Raw genomic sequence first — 17,849 nt, forward strand, 5'->3', positions numbered from 1 at the left:
GGGGATGAGGATCAGTTCTTGAAGGTCTTCTTGACGTTCTTGGCGGCGTCCTTCACGCTCTCGCCGGCGGCCTTCATGCGGCCCGACGCCTCATCGGAACGGCCTTCCGCGCGCATGTCCTCGTCGTCCATGGCCTCGCCCACGCGCTTCTTGGCCTTGCCCTTGATCTGTTCGGCCTTGTTGGAGATCTTGTCGTCCGCCCCCATGACGGTTCCCTTCGTCGCGATGGATCGCTTCCCTACTGCACCTCTCCGACAGATGAGGCAATAAACGCAGTTCCGGCCCCTCTGGTGTGTCAAGTCCTGCTATAACCCGTAAAGCGTCAGATGGCGGCGGGTGCTGAAAGTTTCGCCGTCCGCACGGACGTCATGAGGGTCATTGCCGTCCGTCCACCTGGCCACTCGCCCCGACCGGTCCCGCGCGGACATACTCGACCAGGGCGGCGACCTGGAACGGGAAGGCAGGAGAATGACCATCCCTCCACAGCGGCGACCGGCGGTGTACGCACTGATGATCGCCGGGGCGGGGCTCGTGCTGCTGCTCGCCCTGTGGTTCGGGGGAGGCTGGCCGGGGACCGAGATCCCCGGGCTGCCCACGCCGGGCACGCTGACCACCCTCGGGCTGCCGGTGCTGCGGGTGGTGCACGACATCTGCGCCGCCGTGACGATCGGCGTGCTGCTGGCGGCGGTGGCGTTCGGCGGCGAACCCGGCGAGCGCCGCAGGGTCACCAGGGCCGCGGCGCCGTGGGCGCTCGGCTGGGCGGCGACCGCCGTGCTGACGCTGCTTCTCACCCTCTCCGACCTGCTCGGCCTGCCGGTCGGGGAGGCCCTGGACTCCGGGTTCCTGCCGACGTTCGGCCTGGACGTCCCGCAGGGGCAGGCGTTCCTCATCGTCGCCGTGGCGGCGCTGCTGGTCGCGGGTGCCTCCCTGCTCCCGGTCGGCCAGGCCGGCCGGGCGGTGCTGCTGGTCGTGGCGGTGCTCGCCGTGCTGCCGCCCGCGTACGTCGGCCACTCGGCCTCGGCGGCCGACCACAACATCGCCGTCTCCAGCCTGATGCTGCACATCGCCGCGATGGCCCTGTGGGTGGGCGGCCTGTTCGCCCTGGTGGCCCGCCGGGGCGGCGGCGACCTCGGCACCGCGGCGCACCGGTTCAGCGCACTCGCGCTGTGCTGCTTCGTCGCGGTCGGCTTCTCCGGCCTGCTCAACGCCTGGGTGCGCCTCGGTTCGATCTCGTCGTTCTGGGACTCCCGCTACGGCCTGCTGGTGCTCGGCAAACTGGCGGCGCTGGCCGTCCTCGGCTGGTTCGGCTACCGGCACCGCACGCGCACGCTCGCCGCGCTCGGCACCGCCGCCCGGCCGTTCCTGCGGCTGGCGACCGGCGAGATCGCCGTGATGGCCGGGACGCTCGCCCTGGCCGTCGCGCTGTCCCGCACGCCGCCGCCGCGCACCGATGAGGTGCACGGCCAGCACGAGCTGCTCGGCTACGTGCTGCCGCCGCTCGCGCCCGGCCGCCTGCTCGCCGAGGTGCGGCCCGACCCGATCGCGATCCTCGCCGTGCTGGGTGTCGCGGCGGCCTACCTGCTCGGTGTGCGGCGGCTGGCGCGGCAGGGGGAGGCCTGGCCGCCCGCCCGCACCGTGGCCGCGCTCGCCGGGCTGCTCGTGGTGCTGTACGGCGCCGCCGGAGGGCTCGCGGCGTACGGGCCCGCCGTGTTCTCGGTGCACGCGGCGCAGTACGCGCTGCTGGGCACGGTCGGCCCCGCCCTTTTCGTGCTCGGTGCCCCCCTGGCGCCGCTCCGGGCCGCCGCGCCGCTCTTCGGGCGCCTGCTGAGCGGCCCAGGGGCGGCCAGGGCGGCGCACCCGCTGGTGGCGACGGCGGTCTACGCCGTGCCCTACCTGGTGCTGTACGTCACCGGTGTGTTCGAGGCCGCCCAGTCGAGCCTCGCGGTGCGCCTGGCGGCCCAGCTCGTCGTGGTGCTCACCGCCGCGTGGTTCTTCCTCGTGGCGTTCGGCGTCGACCCGCTTCCCGCGCGGAACGGCTCGGAGGTCCGGACGCTGATGGTCACCGGCGCCCTGGCCACCCAGGCGTGGGTCGCCCTGGTGTTGTTCACCGGCCCGATCCAGGGCCAGGAGTGGTACGCCGCCCTCGCCCTCCCCTGGGCCCCGGACCGCTTCGCCGACCAGGGCACCGGCGTGCTGACCGGCCCCGCCCTGGCCGCGGCCGCCATCCTGGTCCTGTACGGCCTGCTGTCCCTGGGGCGCCGCCGCGCCGGCCCCGGCCTCCCGGACCCGGACCCGGATACGGCCGCCCAGCCCGCCACCCAGGACAGTGGCGCCGCCTGACGGCCCGCGGTCCCGCCGGTTCCCCGTACCGGCGGCGGGGCGCCGGGCGGGGCATGTCACGATCGGGCCATGACCTCGGCACCGCACACCGGACCTCCGGAGCGGCTGGCCCGCCGGCTCGGCACCGGGGACGCCGTGGTGATCGGGCTCGGGGCCATGGTGGGTGCCGGCGTGTTCGTCGTGTACGCGCCCGCCGCGGCCGTCGCGGGGCCGGGGCTGCTGGTGGCGCTGGCCGTGGCGGCGGTCGTCGCCTACTGCAACGCGACCTCCTCGGCGCGTCTGGCGGCGCGCCACCCCCACTCCGGCGGCACCTACGTCTACGGCCGCGCGCGGCTCGGGGACTTCTGGGGCCACCTCGCGGGGTGGAGCTTCGTGGCGGGCAAGACCGCGAGCTGCGCCGCGATGGCGCTGGCCGTCGGGGCGTACCTGTGGCCCGCGCAGCGTCACCTGGTCGCGGTGCTCACCGTGGTAGCACTCACCGCGATGAACTACACCGGGGTCCGCAAGGCGGCCTGGCTCACCCGCCTGATCGTCGCGGTCGTGGTGGTGGTGCTCCTCGCGGCCGTGGCGGTATGCCTGGGGGCCGGGTGGCCCGCGCTCGACCGGCTGGCCCCGCCGGCGGAGCTATCCGTCCTGGACGTGGCCCGCGCCGCCGGGCTGCTCTTCTTCGCCTTCGCCGGGTACGCCCGCATCGCCACGCTCGGCGAGGAGGTGCGGGACCCGGCGCGCACCATCCCCCGGGCCGTCCCGCTGGCGCTCGGCCTGGCGTTGCTGCTGTACGCGGCCGTGGCCGTGGCGCTGCTGTCGGTTCTCGGCCCGGACCGGCTGGCGCGGTCCGCCGCGCCGGTCGCGGACGCGGTGCGCGCGGCCGGCGCGCTCTCCCTGGAGCCGCTGGTGCGGTTCGGCGCGGTGGCCGCCGCGCTCGGCGCGCTGCTCGCCCTCATCCTCGGCGTCTCGCGGACCGTCCTCGCCATGGCCAGGGACGGGCACCTGCCCCGCGGGCTGGACGCCGTGCACCCGAGGTACGGCGTGCCGCACCGCGCCGAGCTGGCCGTCGGGGCGGTGGTGGCGGTGGTCGCCGGGCTGGCCGACGTCCGAGGCGCCATCGGCTTCTCGTCGTTCGGCGTGCTCGTCTACTACGCGGTGGCCAACGCCTCGGCGTGGACCCTGACCGCCGCCGAGGGCCGCCCGCCGAGGCTCGTCCCGGTCGCCGGGCTGGCGGGCTGCCTGCTGCTGGCCGCCGCCCTGCCGCCGTCCTCGGTGCTCGGCGGCGGCGCGGCGGTGCTCGCCGGCGCTGTCCTGTGGGCCGTACGCCGGTGGCGGGGGAACGTCCGGCGGGACCGGCCGGGCTGAGCGTGCCGGCCGGCCCGTGGAGCGTCAGAACAGCCAGTCGAGGAGGCCGTTGGGGCGCTCCTTGGTGGGGCTCGGCGCCGGCGGCTTGGTGGTCGGCGGCGGCGGGGGCGGCGTGGGGCTGGAGGTGGGGGTCGGCTCGTCCTCGATCCGGGGCTGCTCGTCGTCGTCCTGGCGGGGCTCGCTGGTGCGCGGCGTCGGCTTGGGCGACTGCGGGCGGGTGCGGGTGGGCGTCGGCTCGGTGGTCGGCTCGGGAGCGTTCTGCGAGCGCACGCCGGTCGGCACCGCGGCGGGCGTCTCACCCGGAGTGGTGGGGCTCCCCTCGGGGGTGATCTCGGGGTCGACGGCGGGCGGCGTCGCGGGGTCGGGCACCGTGCTGTCCGAGGCGGCCGGTATGGGCTGCGCGGTGGCGCAGTCGGCGGGCGCGGCGCAACCGGCCTCGGGGGTCGGGCTCGCCGAGGAGGACACGATCCATCCACCGGCGACGGCGAGCACCACCACGGCGATCATGGCGAGGATGAGCCGGCTGTTCTGGCTGCGGCCCTCCTCCTCGGCCCCCTCCTCGCCCCGCCATCCCGAGCCGAGGAAACCTCGGCGCTCCTCGGGCGGGTTCCCGGGGTCGTCGTGGTCCGGCCAGCCTTCGGCGCGGGAGCCTTCGGGGTCCGGGGGATCCAGGGGGCCGGGGGGGTCCAGGGGGCGGACGTCGGCGGGGACGATCTCGGTGGCCCCGGACACAGAGGGCGGGCCGGGCTCCTGGCCGTCGTGCCATCCGTCGGACAGCACGTCACCGGACGGGGCCGCCTCGTCCCGCCACTCGATCCCGAGTGGTCCTGTCTGGTTGGTCGGATCCTCGTCGTACCTCGGCGTGCCGTCGCGGTCCATATCGATCCTCCGTGTTCTCCGTGGCCGCTTGACCGTCACCGCGTGACGCAGACTCGGCGCCGCGAGATTTTGGGCCGCGCATCTTTGTAGCAGCTTCGACTCCGCCTTGTCCGGAAACTTCACAGTTTGCGTGAACGATCGCAATGTTAACAAGAGTCACTTCTGCACCATCCGTCCCACAGAGGTCTGGCGGCGGACCCCCTGTCGCCATGACGCGCCGGGAGTCGTACGTTGGTGGTGAGCCCGTCACGGTGCGTGGGAAAGCCCTAGTGGCGGGCAGGGCCGAACGTCCCTCCGCCGGACGTCGCGACGGCCTGCCCGCGGGCGGGCCGGGACGGGAGGCCGGAGGGGGAGACCCCACGGGAGGTGCGAGATGGGATCCTGCGCCAACTGGGCGGTGAGGTGTGTGCGCCGCTACCGATTCGACCGCAACCCGCTACGCCGGCGGTCGGACCGTATCGAAGCGGTCGCCGTGCTGATCACCATGCTGGTCCTGCTCGCCTGCCTGTGGCCCGCTCTCGCGGTCGCCGGCACCGTGTACCGGCAGGGGGTCGCGCTGGAGCACGCCGACCCGCAGGTACGGCATCCCGTGATGGCCGTGCTGCTGGAGAACGCCGCCAGCACCACCACCGTCACCGCGCAGGGCACCGCCGTGGAGGTCAAGGCGAAGGTGCGCTGGCAGGGGCCGGACGGACGGCAGCACGTCGCCGTGCGCCCCGTGCCCGCCGAGGCCCGCTCCGGCTCCACGCTGCGGATCTGGGTCGACGAGTCGGGCGACCCGGTGGCGCCTCCGCGCCGGCACACCCAGACGGTCACCGACGCGGCCGTGGCCGGCTTCGGGGTGATGGTGGCGGCCTCGGGGGTACTGTTCGTGATCCTCAGCCTGGTCCGCTGGTTGCTCGACCGGCGCAGGTACGCGGACTGGGACACCGCGTGGACGTCCGCCGAGCAGCGCTGGCGGCCGAGGAAGCAGTGATCCGCGTGCCACCCGGGACCGAGAGGAGTGACGCCGCATGAACGCACACGTCGTGGTGGGGGCCGACGGCTCGCCTCCGGCGATGGAGGCGGTGCGCCTGGCCGCCGACGACGCGGTGCGGCGCGGCTGCGGCCTGCGGATCGTCCACGTGACCGAGGCGTGGGTGGCGGGCGTGCCCCTGGCCACGGCGCCGGGGCTCGGGGACACGCTGGCCGAGCAGTCCCGCGAGGTGCTCGCCGCCGCGGCCGCCGTGGCGCGGTCCCAGGCGCCCGGCCTGCCGGTCGAGACGGTGGCGCTGGTCGGCCTGATCAAGAGCGAGCTGCAGCGTCAGGCCAGGGACGCCCAGGAACTGGTGATCGGCACCCGGGGGCTCGGCGGCTTCATGGGCCTGATGCTCGGCTCGGTGTCGATGGGCCTCGCCGGGCACGCCGAATGCCCCGTGGTCGTGGCCGGGCACGTGCGCGACAGGGTGTACCGGCGCGTCGTCGTCGGCCATGACGCGGCGCCCGACTCGGAGGCGGCGCTGGAGTACGCGTTCGAGGAGGCGGTGCGGCGCGACGCGCGGCTGCACGCGATCTACGCCTGGCAGGTGTCGGCCTTCCTGCCGACGTTCCAGACCTACACCCCCGAGGCGGAGTCGGCCTTCGACTGGGGCCAACAGGCCGCCGAGGAGCAGCTGGCCCCGTGGCGGGAGAAGTACCCGCAGGTGGAGGTGCGCGAGACGGCGGTGTGCGCGCACCCGGTGGAGGCCCTGGCCGAGGCGTCCACGACCGCGGACCTGGTGGTGGTGGGCTCCCGTGGCCGCGGCGCCCTCGGGTCCGCCGTCCTCGGCTCGGTCGTGCACGGCGTCCTGCACCACACCCACTGCCCGGTCGCGGTGGTCCGCCCGCACCCGCCCGCCGGCGACGCGTGAGCCACGGGGAGTTCCGCGCCCGGTCGCTGGATGCTCCACGCGGGGGTCAGCCTTCGCGGAAGCGCAGGAGGAGCATCGCGGCGTCGTCGTGCAGAGGGGCGTCGACGTGGGCCACCAGGTCTAGGCGGAGGGCTTCCAGGGCCGCCTCGGGGTCGTCGTCCTTGAGGAGGAAGGCACGTTCGGTCAGGGGGTAGAAGCGGCCCGTCCGGTCGCGTGCCTCGATGACCCCGTCGGTGTACAGCAGGATCTGGTCGCCCGTCCCGAAGTCGATCTGGTGCGGGATCGGCCCCTCCACCTCCAGCACCGCGAGCCCGAGCGGCGGCGCGGTCTCCACCGGCTCGGCGAGCTCGATGGCGCCGTCGGCGCGCAGGACCAGCGGCGGCGGGTGGCCGTAGTTCAGCAAAGTGAGCTTCCCGCCGGGGCCCGCCTCGACCAGGATGGCCGTGACGAACTCCTCGCCGGACAGCCGCCGGTTGAGGGCCTTCTCCAGCCGCCCGCTCACGCCGCGCAGGTCGGGCTCGTCGTGCGCGGCCTCACGGAACGCGCCGAGCACGAGCGCCGCGCTCTCGACGGCGGCCAGTCCCTTGCCCTGGACGTCGCCCACGATGGCGCGCACCCCGCCGGGGCCGATCACGACCTCGTACAGGTCGCCGCCGATGCGGGCCTCCGCCGTCGCCGAGGTGTAGGACACGGCGGCCCGCAGGTGGCCGGCCCGCCGGGGCACCGGCCGCAGCAGCACCCGCTGCGCCACCTCGGCCACCGAGCGCACGCTGGCGAGCTCGCGCTCGCGGCGCTGCCGCCCGACGGTGGCGAGGATGCTCGCCGCGGTCACCCCCGCGATGGAGATCAGGCTCATGTCGCTGCGCCGGTCGCCGAGCATGCCGTCGTACACCGACAGGAACAGGGAGAGGGACAGCGCCACCGCGCCGATGGTCACGGTGCGCCGGACGTCGCCGACCAGGCTGGCGAACGCGGGCCCCACGGCCAGCAGCGGGAGGTATCCGAGATCCGGGCCGGTCAGCGCGTCGAGCGCGGCGACCAGGAACAGCGCGGCGAAGGGCAGCGCGGCCATCAGCCGCTGGGTTCTGCGGTTGACCTGGGTCATGGACCCTCCGCGCGCGCGTCGCTCGGCTCGTGATCCGCGCCGGCCGCGGTTGGGGGCCTCCACGGATCGGGTCGAATCCCGATGGGTAAGCGGACTTCCCAGCGTTCCGCGGCCACTGTAACAAGTGGTGCGGTCCGCGGACAGCGCGATGGCCGGGCGTTTTCCGGATCGGCCGGGCGGCGGTCCGGGTAAGTGGTCATCGGGGTGGAATGGCGGCGTGTTACGCCCGGGGGTGACGATGGTATTCGGCGCGCACGGCGGCGGTACGCCGGGCCGCCCGGCTGCCCTTTGGGAACCGGCGTTATTGAATAATAGGATAAGTCGGACAATTCCTTGGGTACGCGAACAAGCACTCGACGACCTCACCACACGAACGAGATGGGACGCCGCTCCGGCGTCCGAAAGTCCCCATGAGCCTGCCCTGGCGTCATTCGGGCCGGGGGATCTCTGAAAGGCTCATGAATCGAACCTTACTCTGGGATGGGGGCGGCGGTATGCGTTCGAAAGAGGTCGGGGAATTTCCTTTGAAGGTGATTCTGTGATCGGTATTGATAATCTTATAAGCCGATGTACATCGATTGGCTGCGGACCGATATTTCCCCGTTCCGGTGGCAGGTCACGCCTGATGGCGCGGCACCCGCCGGAGATCCAGCTCGTCGAGCAGGGCCTGCGTGGCGGCGGCCACGGTGGCCACCGCCCGGTCGAACGCCTCGGCGTTGCGCGCCGACGGGGCGCGGAAGCCGGAGATCTTGCGGACGTACTGCAGCGCGGCGGCGCGGACGTCCTCGTCGGTGACGTCGGCGACGAATGGCTCACGAAGGGTTTTGATGCTCCTGCACATGACATGGACGCTATGTCATGGCACCGACAGTCGCCCGGCATCGTCAGGTGACACAAAGTCCACGCCAAGCCGCGTTACCGGGCACGGCGCCGGGGGATGGCTCGGATATCCGCCGAGTTCCCGGAGGTCGCCATGCTGAAGGACGCCATCGCCACGGCCGCAACCGCCCGTCCGCACGTGGACGTGCCGGTGCTCGGGCGGGTGACCCTCCCCAGCGTCGACCGGCTCGCCTTCTACGGGGCGCTCGGCACGCTGGTGGCCCTGCAGTTGGTCGAATGGCCGGTGGCGTTGATCATCGGGATCGGTCACTACCTCGCCGAGCAACACTTCTCCGGCGTCCTGCGTGGCATCGGGGAGGCGGCCGAGACGGCGTAGCGGGAGGTGACGAGCGTGGGGAAGCAGAGAGCGTGCGGCCTGGTGATGGCCGGCCTGCTCGCCGGCGCGGCGGGGACCACCGCCCTCAACGTGGTCACCTACCTCGACCAGGCCGTGCGCGGCCGACCCGCAAGCACGCTGCCCGACCAGGTGGCCGAGCGCTTCGCCGGGATGGCGGGGGTGCCCCTCGGCGACGAGGAGAAGGCTCCCGGCCGCGCGCAGGGCCTCGGCGGCCTGCTCGGCATCGCCACCGGCCTCGCCGTGGGAGCCGCCTACGGCGGACTGCGCGCGGCCGTGCCCCGTCCTCCGCTCCTGCCCGCCGCGGCCGGCCTCGGCGCCGTGGTCCTCGTGGTGGGTGCCGTGCCGATGACGGCCATGGGCCTCACCGACCCGCGCACGTGGGGGCTGGTGGGCTGGCTGTCCGACCTGGTGCCCCACCTGGCGTACGGCCTGGTCACCGCCTTCGCGTTCGAGGTGATGACACGCCGGGAGCGCTGAGGCGCGCGGCGGCGGCGGGTTGCCGTCCGGTGATGGCGGGTATTTAGCCGACAAACCTGCCTAAACCGGACAAAGAGGGCAGCCTATGACGTTCAATCCGTTGGAACAACAGGGCATCCCGCTGGAGCGGCAGTTCCGCAGCTGGCGGGAGCTGAACGTGCCGCAGCTCGACCCCGACCACGCCGATCCGTACGCGCGCTGCCGGGTCATCGCCATGAACGGCATCGAGATCGAAGCGATCATGTTCAGCCACCACTTCACCCGGCGCTGCCCGGATCTTGAGGTGCGGCGGCAGCTGGCGGAGGTCCGGGCCATCGAGGCGCAGCAGCAGAAGGCCGTCAACTGGCTCCTGCCGGGGCTCGCGTCGGTGCTGGAGACCACCATCGCCTACGAGCAGGTGGCCGTCGACCTGACCGCGTGGGTGGCGCGGATGGAGCCCGACCCCTACATCAAGCAGGCGTTCGAGTTCGGGCTGCTGGAGGACTTCGACCATCTCTACAGGTACGCCAACCTGTACGAGCTGATCGAGCACCGCAAGGCCGAGAAGATCGTCGACGCGCTCACCGAGGTCATGCCGGGGCGGCCCACGCCGCTGCACCACCGGCATCCCGTCGACAACGTCCGCGACCACTACGACAAGGAGACGGTGGACCCGGCGTCACGGCTGCACGCTCTCACGATCATGGCGGCCGAGCAGCAGACCATGAACTTCTACATGAACGTCGGGCCGGAGTACATGGAGCCGATCGCCCGCCAGCTCTACCAGGAGATCGGGCTGATCGAGGAGGAGCACGTCACGCACTACGAGACGCTGGTGGACCCGGCCGAGACCTGGTGGGAGCAGCTCGTCCACCACGAGTACAACGAGTGCTACATGTACCACTCGTTCATGGAGACCGAGTCCGATCCCCGGCTGCGTGCCCTGTGGGAGCTGCACCTCGCCATGGAGCTGGAGCACCTGCGCATCGCCTGCGATCTGATGCGGCGGCACGACAACAGCAGGGAACCCGAGCAGATCCTGGCCCCCGCCCTGCCGGCGCCGGTCACCTTCGAGCCGAACAAGGAGTACGTCCGCGAGCTCCTCGCCACCCAGATCGACCTCACCACGCTCGGCACCGGATACGTGCGGGAGGCGCACGAGCGCTTCCAGCGGTACCAGGAGGGCATCCGCGGCGGTGAGCCCCTGCCGAGCGACCAGGTGCTCGAAGAGGCCCGCCACAAGTTCGGCAGGGACTACAGGGTCGAGACCGAGGGCCCGCACCCCGTGCCGGGCATGCGGAGCACACCCGCCCCCGGTTGAGCGCCCCCGCCGTCCGGGATCCTCGCCGGCGAAGGTCGTGCGCACCCTTCCCGAGGTGCGCACGACCGGTGCCGCGTGTGGGAGGAAGGGTCAGGGTTTGGATTCCCTGCCCCTGCCTCCCTTGCTTGCCTTGCCGCTCTTCTTCTCGCCGGCCGGGCCCTTGGCCTTGGCCATCGTCTGGCGGATCGCGTCCCGTGCCCGGTCCATGATCGCGGCGGCCGGGCCGACCAGGAGGTTCATGGTGGCCGACTCGACCCCCGGGTGGGGGTGGGTCGGGGCCATGGCCTCCGCGGCCTTGACGCCGAGCGCCATGGTGCGGCGCTCGATGTCGCTGGTGTCCCGGACGAGCTGGGCGAACTCGTACCGCTCCTCCGCCCGGGCGTGCTCCATGACCGATGTCCGCAGTTTCTCCAGGTTGGAGGCGAAGGACGGGTCGTCCGTCCCGCGCTCCTCCATCATGGCCAGCATCTGCTTGGCCTCGTGCTCCTCTCGCAAACGTTCGTCGACGATCGCGTCCCCGCCGTCCAGCGTGCGCCGGGCGTAGGGGTGCACGATCTCCTCCTCCGCCGTCTCGTGGATGGCGAGTAGCCGCACCAGCCGCTCGAAGGTCTCCGCACGCGCGCCACCGGTCGCCCGCTCCACTTCGGCGAACAGGTCCCGGATCATGGCGTGCTGACGGAGCAGCAGTCCCACCACGTCGTTCTCGTCGAGTAGTTCCGGCATTGTCTTGCTGTCTGCCATGGCATTCCTCCTAATGGGGGCAAATCCCCCGAGGTACGCCGAGCGGAACTGGCTCGATCCTCCTGATCGGGTAAGGAATGCCGCCGCGCGGCCGGTGCGGCCCGCGCTCACGAGGCGGTGCAGGTGAAGTTGGACGGCAGCGAGGTGCTGTCCGGGCGGCTGCCCTGGAATCCGAACGAGGCGGTCTGGCCGGCGCCGACCGTGCCGTTGTACCCGACGTTGCGCGCGGTCAGGGTCTGCCCGCTGACGGACAGGGTGGCGTTCCACGAGCCGGTGACCGTGTGCCCGGACGGCAGCGTGGCGGTCACCGTCCAGCCGCTGATGGACGAGGTCCTGGTGTTGGTGACGACCACCTGCATCACGTACCCGTTGCCCCACTGGCTCTGCGCGGTGCCGGTGGCCGTGCAGCCGCCGCCGGTGCCGCCGCCCGTGGTGGTGAACACGACCGTCCCGGAGTTGGCGGACAGGTTTCCGGCGCCGTCGCGGGCTCGGACGTAGACGCGGTACTGGAGGCCGGCGGTGAGGCCGGTCAGGCTGATGGAGTTGGTCGTGCTCTGCCCGAGCAGCGTGCCCCCGTCCTGGTAGACGTTGTAGCCCGCGAGGCCCGAGCCGCCGGTGTCGGTGGACGCCGTCCAGGTCAGGTTGGCGCTCGTGGTGGTCACGTTGGACGCCGCCGGGGTGCCCGGCGTGCTCGGCGGGGTCGTGTCCGTGCCACCGCCGCCGGTGGTGGTGAAGGTGACGAGCGACGAGTTGCCGGAGAGGTTCCCGGCGCCGTCACGGGCGCGGACGTAGACCTGGTACTGGGTGCTCGCGGTCAGCCCGGTCAGCGTGATGGAGTTCGTGGTGCTCTGTCCGAGCTGCGGGTCGGTCGTGCCCTGCTCGCGGTAGACGTTGTAGCCCGCGAGGCCCGAGCCGCCGGTGTCGGTGGACGCGGTCCAGGTGAGGGTCGCGCCCGAGGAGGTGACACTGGACGCCGCCGGGGTGCCCGGCGTGCTCGGCGGGGTCGTGTCGGTGGGGGAGCCGCCGAAGATGGTGGCCTCGCGCGCGGTCGACCTGATGCCGTTGGTGCCGTTGAAGATGCGGGTGCCCCACGAGGTCAGGCTGCTCGCGTTGAAGTTGTTGGTCATGTCCAGGTAGGCGACGTCGCTGCTGTTGCCGCTCCAGGACCAGCCGATGTAGCCCAGGCCGCGCGACTGCGCCTGCGCCATGATGGTGTCCTCGTCGGGGTTGCCGTCCGAGTGGTTGTGCCCGAACTCCCCGACCACCAGCGGCAGGCCCGCGGTGCGGAAGGCGTCCATGTAGCTGGTGATCTCGGCGGCCGTGTCGAAGACGCCGTACATGTGGATGGAGAACACCGTGTTGCCCTGCGGGTCGGCGGCGGCGACGGTGCGCGCGTTGTCGCGCATGGTGAACTGCCAGTCCTGGCCCCAGTTGGGCGCGTCGACCATCAGCATGTGCTGGAAGCCGGCGTTGCGCAGGCGGGTGATCGCGGCGGTGGTGGCCTGGGTCCAGCCGGGGGTGACGGCGTTGTTGCCGATCGGCTCGTTGCCGATGTTGACGATGACGTAGTTCTCCTGGCCGGTCAGCGCGCTCTGCACGCTGAGCCAGTAGCTGGCCGCCGCGTCCAGGGTGACGGCGCCGCTCTGCTCGCCGTAGCCGGTGGTGTCGTGGTTCTCCAGGATGCAGATCAGCTTGTTCGCCTTGCACTGCGCGACCACGTTGGCGACGTCGGTGGCGTTGTTGGCGGGGGTCCAGCGTCCGCCGCTCAGCACCACGCGCACGGCGTTGGCGCCGAGCGACTTGATGCCGGCGAGCGAGGTGGAGAGCCGGTCCTGGTACCAGACGTGCGCGTGGCTGGCGCCTCGGATGATGAAGTTGCTGCCGTTGGCCTCGGTGAGGTTCGTGCCGCTCACGCGGAGCCCGACCGCGGCACCGGCGGGCGGCGCGGCGACGAGCATGGCACCGAGCAAGGCGGTCAGCATGGACAGGACCGCCGCCTGTGCCAGCCTTGGTCTACTTCGCATGTCAGGCCTTTCTCTGGGTAGATTAACCGGTTAAGCTCTCAGCCGGGGTTAGGCGGAAGCCTCATTGGGAGCGCTCCCATATTGGGTGTGTTTCGACGGCGTGTACAGCGTGTGTCAAGGAGCTCCCGGACGGCTCCGTGCCCGCGTCCGTCCGGGAGCACGGCGCGACATCGAGAGACAGGGCCGGAGCGGCGCGGTCCCGCCGCCCGGCCCGCCGCCGCCCGGCCCGGGATCTGCTGAAAGTTTCAAGAAACCGCACGTCCAGGCCCTGTGGCCCGGACGTGCGGTACGACGCGGAGAGGTCAGGCGGGTGCGCCGGGGGCGGGTGCGGACGGGCGGATCGCCAGGGTGAGGAGGGCCGCCACCACGGCCATGCCCGCCGCGACCAGGAAACCGCCGCCGGGGTTGCCGCCGGAGGCCAGCCCGCCGGCCGCCGCCGCGGCGAGGGCGCCGCCGCCCTGGCCGAGGGCGTTCAGCCACGCGAACGACTCGGTCATCGAGTCCTCCGGGGCGACCTCCTCCATCGCGGTGAACTGCGCCGTCATCATCGGCGCGAGCGCGATCCCCGACACCGCGAACACCAGCGCGAGCCACCACAGGTTCGTCACCAGGAAGGCCACGCCGTACCCGCAGGCGAGCACGGCCAGGAACACCCCGAGGTGCTGGGCGCTGGTGCCGCGCAGCCGCGCCGCCCCGTACGCCAGGCCGCCGAACACGCTGCCGACCGAGAACGCCGCGATGAGCAGGCCGCCCGCGTCCGGGTGCCCGAGGGCGTCGGAGGTGGCCAGCAACGCGACCTCGACCCCGATGATGCCGCCCGTCGCCAGTAGCCCGATCGGCAACATCCAGCGCACACCGCCGGCGCGCAGCGGGCCGCGCCAGTCGCGGGGGCCGTCGCCACCCGTGGGGCGGGACGCCCGGATCGCGCCGGCGGCGGCCAGGCCGAGGCAGCCACCCGCGGTCAGCACAGCCGTGACGGCGAGCGCCACGCTCCCGTTCGTTACGGCGAGCAGCAGGGCCACCGCCGACGGGCCGATGATGAAGACCGCGTCCACGACGATCGACTCCAGGGCGAACGCCGCGGTGCGCACCCCCGGGTCGGTGAGCGAGCGGCTCCACATGGTGCGCATGATCGGCGAGATCGGCGGCAGCATCACGCCGATCAGGAAGCTGATCACCAGCGGTACGACGATCGGGGCGCGGGCGGCCAGCGCGACGAGCAGGGCCAGCAGCGCGACCCCCTGGCCGGCACCCGAGACGACCAGCACGATCGACGCGCCGCGACGGTCGGCCGCACGTCCGCGCAGCGGGCCCGAGACGCCGACGCCCACCGCGTACAGCGCCGCCGCGACGCCCGCCTGGGTGTAGGAACCGGTGCTCTGCACGATGCCGATGACCAGCACCAGGCCGATCATCCCGCTGGGCAGCCGCCCGACCAGTGCGGCAAGCGTCATGGGCACCACCCCCGGCGTGCCGAACAGCGCGCGGTAGCGGCTCATTCCGGTCGTCGGGGTGTCGCCGGACCGTGCGTCCGGCGTGGTCTCGGTGGTCATGCGTTCCCTCCTCGTGAGGGGCGGGGGGTCAACGGGGGCGGGTCAGTTGCATGCGCAGTTCACAGGTGTAGCGGCCGGCGTCGTCGCGCAGCCAGAGCTCGTCCGGTCCGGGGTACATCTCCTCCACCAGCACCCGCGAACCCGCCTTGTCGCCCATCAGGTGGGCGAGCAGTTCGGCGGCGAACGGCGAGGCGGTGTCCACCAGGACGGGCTTGCGCTCGGCCTCGGTCCTGGCGAACACGAAGCGCGGCAGGCCGTGCGTCCGGGCCAGGCGCCGCAGGCCGAGCAGCGCGGCGGGGCCCCGGCCGCCTGCCGGGAGCGCGGCGGCGTCCAGGACCCAGCGTTCGCGCTGGTAGCACGCGTCGCCGATGGTGACGCGGCCGAGGTGGCCGGTGTCGCCGCGCACCGGGGCGTGCAGGACGGAGGGGTGGGAGAGCGCGGCGAACGGCGGGTAGGTGGTGAGGTCGTTGAGCATGGGGTACAGCGTGCGCGGGTGGCCCCGCGGGTCCAGCAGCACCGGCCTGCCGTCCCGCAGCGTGACCTCGCATCCGGTGGCGGGCAGGTTGTCGGTGCGGCGGTCCGGGTCAGTGGCGTTGAAGACCAGTCTCTGGCCGGGGAAGCGGTAGAAGCCCTTGTTGCGGCGGCTCGTGGCGAGGCCCGCCACGCCGGCGCCGTCCCCCGCGAGCCAGTCGGCGGCCACCCGGTCGAAGGCGTCCGGGTCGGGGTGGAAGGTGGTCAGCCAGCCGCGCAGCAGCAGGTGGTGGTGGACCCGGGCGAGCAGGACCCGCCACGAGCCGTCCACGGCCTCCTCGGGGGCCGTCATCGCCAGGCACACGTCGGGGAGGGCGTAGCGGGGGCCCGGCTCGGCCGTGCCGAGGGCGTCCGCCGCCAGCTTGACCGGTTCACCATCGGCGGCGGGCACGTCGACCGGGCGCACCGGGGAGAAGCGGCTGCCCTCCTGGTGTTCCGGCCTCGCCCTCGCCGCGTAGTCGGTGAATCCCAGCGAGCCGCCCGCCGCCTCGATGAGCTCGGCCATGGCCGACCGGTGGCCGTCCTGCACCTGGTCGCCGAACGCGGCCGACAGCTCAAGAGCCGGGGTCAGCGCCCTGGCCAGCCGCTCGGCCGTGTCCTGTCCCACCACCAGCTTGAACGGCGACGCCCCCTCCTCGAACAACACCAGCCGGTCCGCGTACACCGCCCCCGCCCCGCGCCTTGCCGCCACTCCCGTGAGCTCGGTGAAGGCGTTCTCCAGCTCGGCCAGCACCGCTCGCCGGGTGTCGACGTCCCCCGCCGCGGCCGCGAACCGCTCACATATTCCGCCCAGCCGGTCGAGATGGCCCAGCCATCGCTCCCGCCCCGGAGACTCCGGCAACTCCCCGACGGACTCGCGCAATCCTTGTAGCGAATCCACCCTCTCGCCCGGGACCTCCAACGCCCGCACCACGACCCCGGCCCGCATCAACTCCCGCACCGCCTCCGCCACCGCCCGGACCGGCACCCCGATGGCCGCCGCTACCCCCGCGACCCCCGCCGCCTTCTCCTCCAGCACCCCGACCACCCGCGCCGCCACCGACCCCGGCGGCAACGGCACCTCCGACGCCTCTCCCGCGCCGTCGCCGGAACCCGCGCCCGGCTCACCGGTGCCCTGACTGGATCGGCCGTCCGTCGTGATGCCGGTAGGGGTCTTGACGGCGAGGAGGCTGAGCCTTACCGGGATGTGCGGGGCAAGGGCCTTGTCGCGGGCCGCGGCCCGGGCGAGTTCGAGGGCCGCCCAGTGCGCGACGAACGCTCGCCGGACGGGTGGTCCCGCCGGTTCGACGGCGAAGCCGGTGCCCGCCACCTCGCCGTATCCCATCGGCCCGTACGCGCTGGCCGTCTCGTTCTTCGCGCAGAACCGCTGCAGGTAGTTGTAGAGCTGCCGCTCCACCCGCCGGTACTTGGCCGTGTCCGGCACGTCGGCCAGCGCGAGGTATCCCGCCACCATCCCCTCGTACATCCCCGGATTCGACGTGAACACCGCATCCTTGAACCGATCGGTTCCCGCCAGTTCCCGCAACCGCCCCCGCAGCCTTACAAGCTCCGCCGCGTACACCTCCCCCAGCCGGCCGAACGCCTCCCGCCACCGCCCCACCACTTCCTTGGCCCGCCGCGGCACCGACGGCGCCCCACCTCCCGCCAGCACCCCCACCACATCCAAGCCCGCGTCCCCCAACACCCCGACAAGCTCCTCCTCGACCGCCAGCACCTCCGCACAAGCCTCCAGCACCTCAACCCCACCCCCCAACGACTCCACCCACTCGAACGGCATCCCCGCATGCCGCATCACAAAGATCCCCCCCAGCTCCCACCCCACCTCGACACCGATCTCCCCACTCATGGCCCCCCCTCTCCGCACGCCCTGACGGGACGCGCCCCTTGTACCTGTACTGCTGCTCGTGCGTTGCTCGGCGTCGGCCTGTCGTTGGTAGTGGTGGTGCGGTGAGCGCGGCGCCGCCGTGCGGCGAAAGACCTGCTACGGCTCACCAGGCGGGGGATAGTCGATACAAAGGGGTCAGAAACGTCAAAACCTTCACCGGCTGAGGTGGATGGCCCCACCCGTTGTCGAGTCCCACCATGTCGACCACAGCCCACCCGATTCCATGCGTATCCATCACCGCACGTAGACGTCACCTCGCGGGAGCCGGCGTCCCCGCGGGAGCCGGCGGTTCGGCAGAGGTGGGCGCCTCGGCGGTTGGCATCCTTGCTTGGCGTGGTCGTCCGGGTGGGGGTGGGGGGTGTCATCGGCGGACCAGGAGGCCGTTGCCGACCAGGGTGTTGAGGATTTTGGTGCGGGTGGGGGGAGCGACGCCGGTCAGGGCGTCAGATTCGGGGATGGGGTGGCGGCCGGTGCGGAGGCGGGCGGCTATGCGGGGGTCCAGGCGGATTACGCGGCCTTGGCGGAGGTCTACGGC

General features: G+C 72.6%; 15 protein-coding genes. 7 read left to right on the plus strand and 8 right to left on the minus strand.

Annotation, left to right across the window (positions count from 1 at the left end):
- Nucleotides 1-11: 11 nt before the first annotated feature.
- Nucleotides 12-206, minus strand: a complete 195-nt coding sequence (locus ACFP1K_RS28920; protein WP_380759118.1) for a CsbD family protein — start codon at nt 204-206, stop codon at nt 12-14.
- Nucleotides 207-468: 262 nt separating this feature from the next.
- On the opposite strand from ACFP1K_RS28920, the gene ACFP1K_RS28925 reads away from it, so the two are divergent.
- Together ACFP1K_RS28925 and ACFP1K_RS28930 are read left to right on the plus strand one after the other, a co-directional pair.
- Nucleotides 469-2,340 (plus strand): cytochrome c oxidase assembly protein, encoded by a 1,872-nt coding sequence (locus ACFP1K_RS28925; protein ID WP_380759120.1) that lies wholly within the window; start codon nt 469-471, stop codon nt 2,338-2,340.
- 69 nt (nt 2,341-2,409) lie between these two features.
- The gene (locus tag ACFP1K_RS28930; protein WP_380759122.1) at nt 2,410-3,693 is read left to right on the plus strand and encodes an APC family permease; all 1,284 of its coding nucleotides are present in this window, start codon (nt 2,410-2,412) and stop codon (nt 3,691-3,693) included.
- A 24-nt stretch (nt 3,694-3,717) separates the two neighbouring features.
- On the opposite strand, the gene ACFP1K_RS28935 is transcribed toward ACFP1K_RS28930, so the two are convergent.
- Nucleotides 3,718-4,572: a hypothetical protein gene (locus tag ACFP1K_RS28935; RefSeq protein WP_380759124.1), complete on the minus strand. Its 855-nt coding sequence runs from the start codon at nt 4,570-4,572 to the stop codon at nt 3,718-3,720.
- 406 nt (nt 4,573-4,978) lie between these two features.
- On the opposite strand from ACFP1K_RS28935, the gene ACFP1K_RS28940 reads away from it, so the two are divergent.
- Both ACFP1K_RS28940 and ACFP1K_RS28945 read left to right on the plus strand, forming a co-directional pair.
- Complete coding sequence (locus ACFP1K_RS28940) at nt 4,979-5,548, plus strand: Rv1733c family protein (protein WP_380759126.1); 570 nt, start codon at nt 4,979-4,981, stop codon at nt 5,546-5,548.
- Nucleotides 5,549-5,585: 37 nt separating this feature from the next.
- Nucleotides 5,586-6,461 carry a universal stress protein gene (locus ACFP1K_RS28945; RefSeq protein ID WP_380759128.1) on the plus strand — a complete coding sequence of 292 codons (876 nt, stop codon included), beginning with the start codon at nt 5,586-5,588 and terminating at the stop codon, nt 6,459-6,461.
- 46 nt (nt 6,462-6,507) lie between these two features.
- On the opposite strand, the gene ACFP1K_RS28950 is transcribed toward ACFP1K_RS28945, so the two are convergent.
- Together ACFP1K_RS28950 and ACFP1K_RS28955 are read right to left on the minus strand one after the other, a co-directional pair.
- Nucleotides 6,508-7,566 (minus strand): PP2C family protein-serine/threonine phosphatase, encoded by a 1,059-nt coding sequence (locus tag ACFP1K_RS28950; protein WP_380759130.1) that lies wholly within the window; start codon nt 7,564-7,566, stop codon nt 6,508-6,510.
- A gap of 616 nt (nt 7,567-8,182) precedes the next feature.
- A complete protein-coding gene (locus tag ACFP1K_RS28955; RefSeq protein ID WP_380759132.1) occupies nt 8,183-8,407 on the minus strand; it encodes a DUF2277 domain-containing protein in 225 nt (74 codons plus the stop codon).
- Between the two features lie 96 nt (nt 8,408-8,503).
- On the opposite strand from ACFP1K_RS28955, the gene ACFP1K_RS28960 reads away from it, so the two are divergent.
- The 3 genes from ACFP1K_RS28960 to ACFP1K_RS28970 all read left to right on the plus strand — a co-directional run bounded on the left by ACFP1K_RS28960 (nt 8,504) and on the right by ACFP1K_RS28970 (nt 10,580).
- Nucleotides 8,504-8,782, plus strand: coding sequence for a hypothetical protein (locus tag ACFP1K_RS28960; protein ID WP_380759134.1), 279 nt, complete (start codon nt 8,504-8,506; stop codon nt 8,780-8,782).
- 15 nt (nt 8,783-8,797) lie between these two features.
- Nucleotides 8,798-9,280, plus strand: a complete 483-nt coding sequence (locus tag ACFP1K_RS28965; protein ID WP_380759136.1) for a hypothetical protein — start codon at nt 8,798-8,800, stop codon at nt 9,278-9,280.
- Nucleotides 9,281-9,365: 85 nt separating this feature from the next.
- A complete protein-coding gene (locus tag ACFP1K_RS28970; protein WP_380759138.1) occupies nt 9,366-10,580 on the plus strand; it encodes a hypothetical protein in 1,215 nt (404 codons plus the stop codon).
- 90 nt (nt 10,581-10,670) lie between these two features.
- Here the strand turns inward: ACFP1K_RS28970 and ACFP1K_RS28975 are convergent, their stop codons facing one another.
- The 4 genes from ACFP1K_RS28975 to ACFP1K_RS28990 form a co-directional block, all read right to left on the minus strand.
- Nucleotides 10,671-11,321 carry a hemerythrin domain-containing protein gene (locus ACFP1K_RS28975; RefSeq protein ID WP_380759140.1) on the minus strand — a complete coding sequence of 217 codons (651 nt, stop codon included), beginning with the start codon at nt 11,319-11,321 and terminating at the stop codon, nt 10,671-10,673.
- Nucleotides 11,322-11,428: 107 nt separating this feature from the next.
- Complete coding sequence (locus ACFP1K_RS28980; RefSeq protein WP_380759142.1) at nt 11,429-13,345, minus strand: cellulase family glycosylhydrolase; 1,917 nt, start codon at nt 13,343-13,345, stop codon at nt 11,429-11,431.
- Nucleotides 13,346-13,647: 302 nt separating this feature from the next.
- A complete protein-coding gene (locus ACFP1K_RS28985) occupies nt 13,648-14,898 on the minus strand; it encodes an MFS transporter (RefSeq protein WP_380759144.1) in 1,251 nt (416 codons plus the stop codon).
- A gap of 28 nt (nt 14,899-14,926) precedes the next feature.
- Nucleotides 14,927-17,275, minus strand: a complete 2,349-nt coding sequence (locus ACFP1K_RS28990; RefSeq protein ID WP_380759146.1) for a lantibiotic dehydratase — start codon at nt 17,273-17,275, stop codon at nt 14,927-14,929.
- Nucleotides 17,276-17,849 lie beyond the last annotated feature (574 nt).

The sequence above is a fragment of the Sphaerisporangium aureirubrum genome (assembly GCF_042658925.1).
In the GTDB taxonomy this organism is placed as follows: Bacteria; Actinomycetota; Actinomycetes; order Streptosporangiales; family Streptosporangiaceae; genus Sphaerisporangium; species Sphaerisporangium aureirubrum.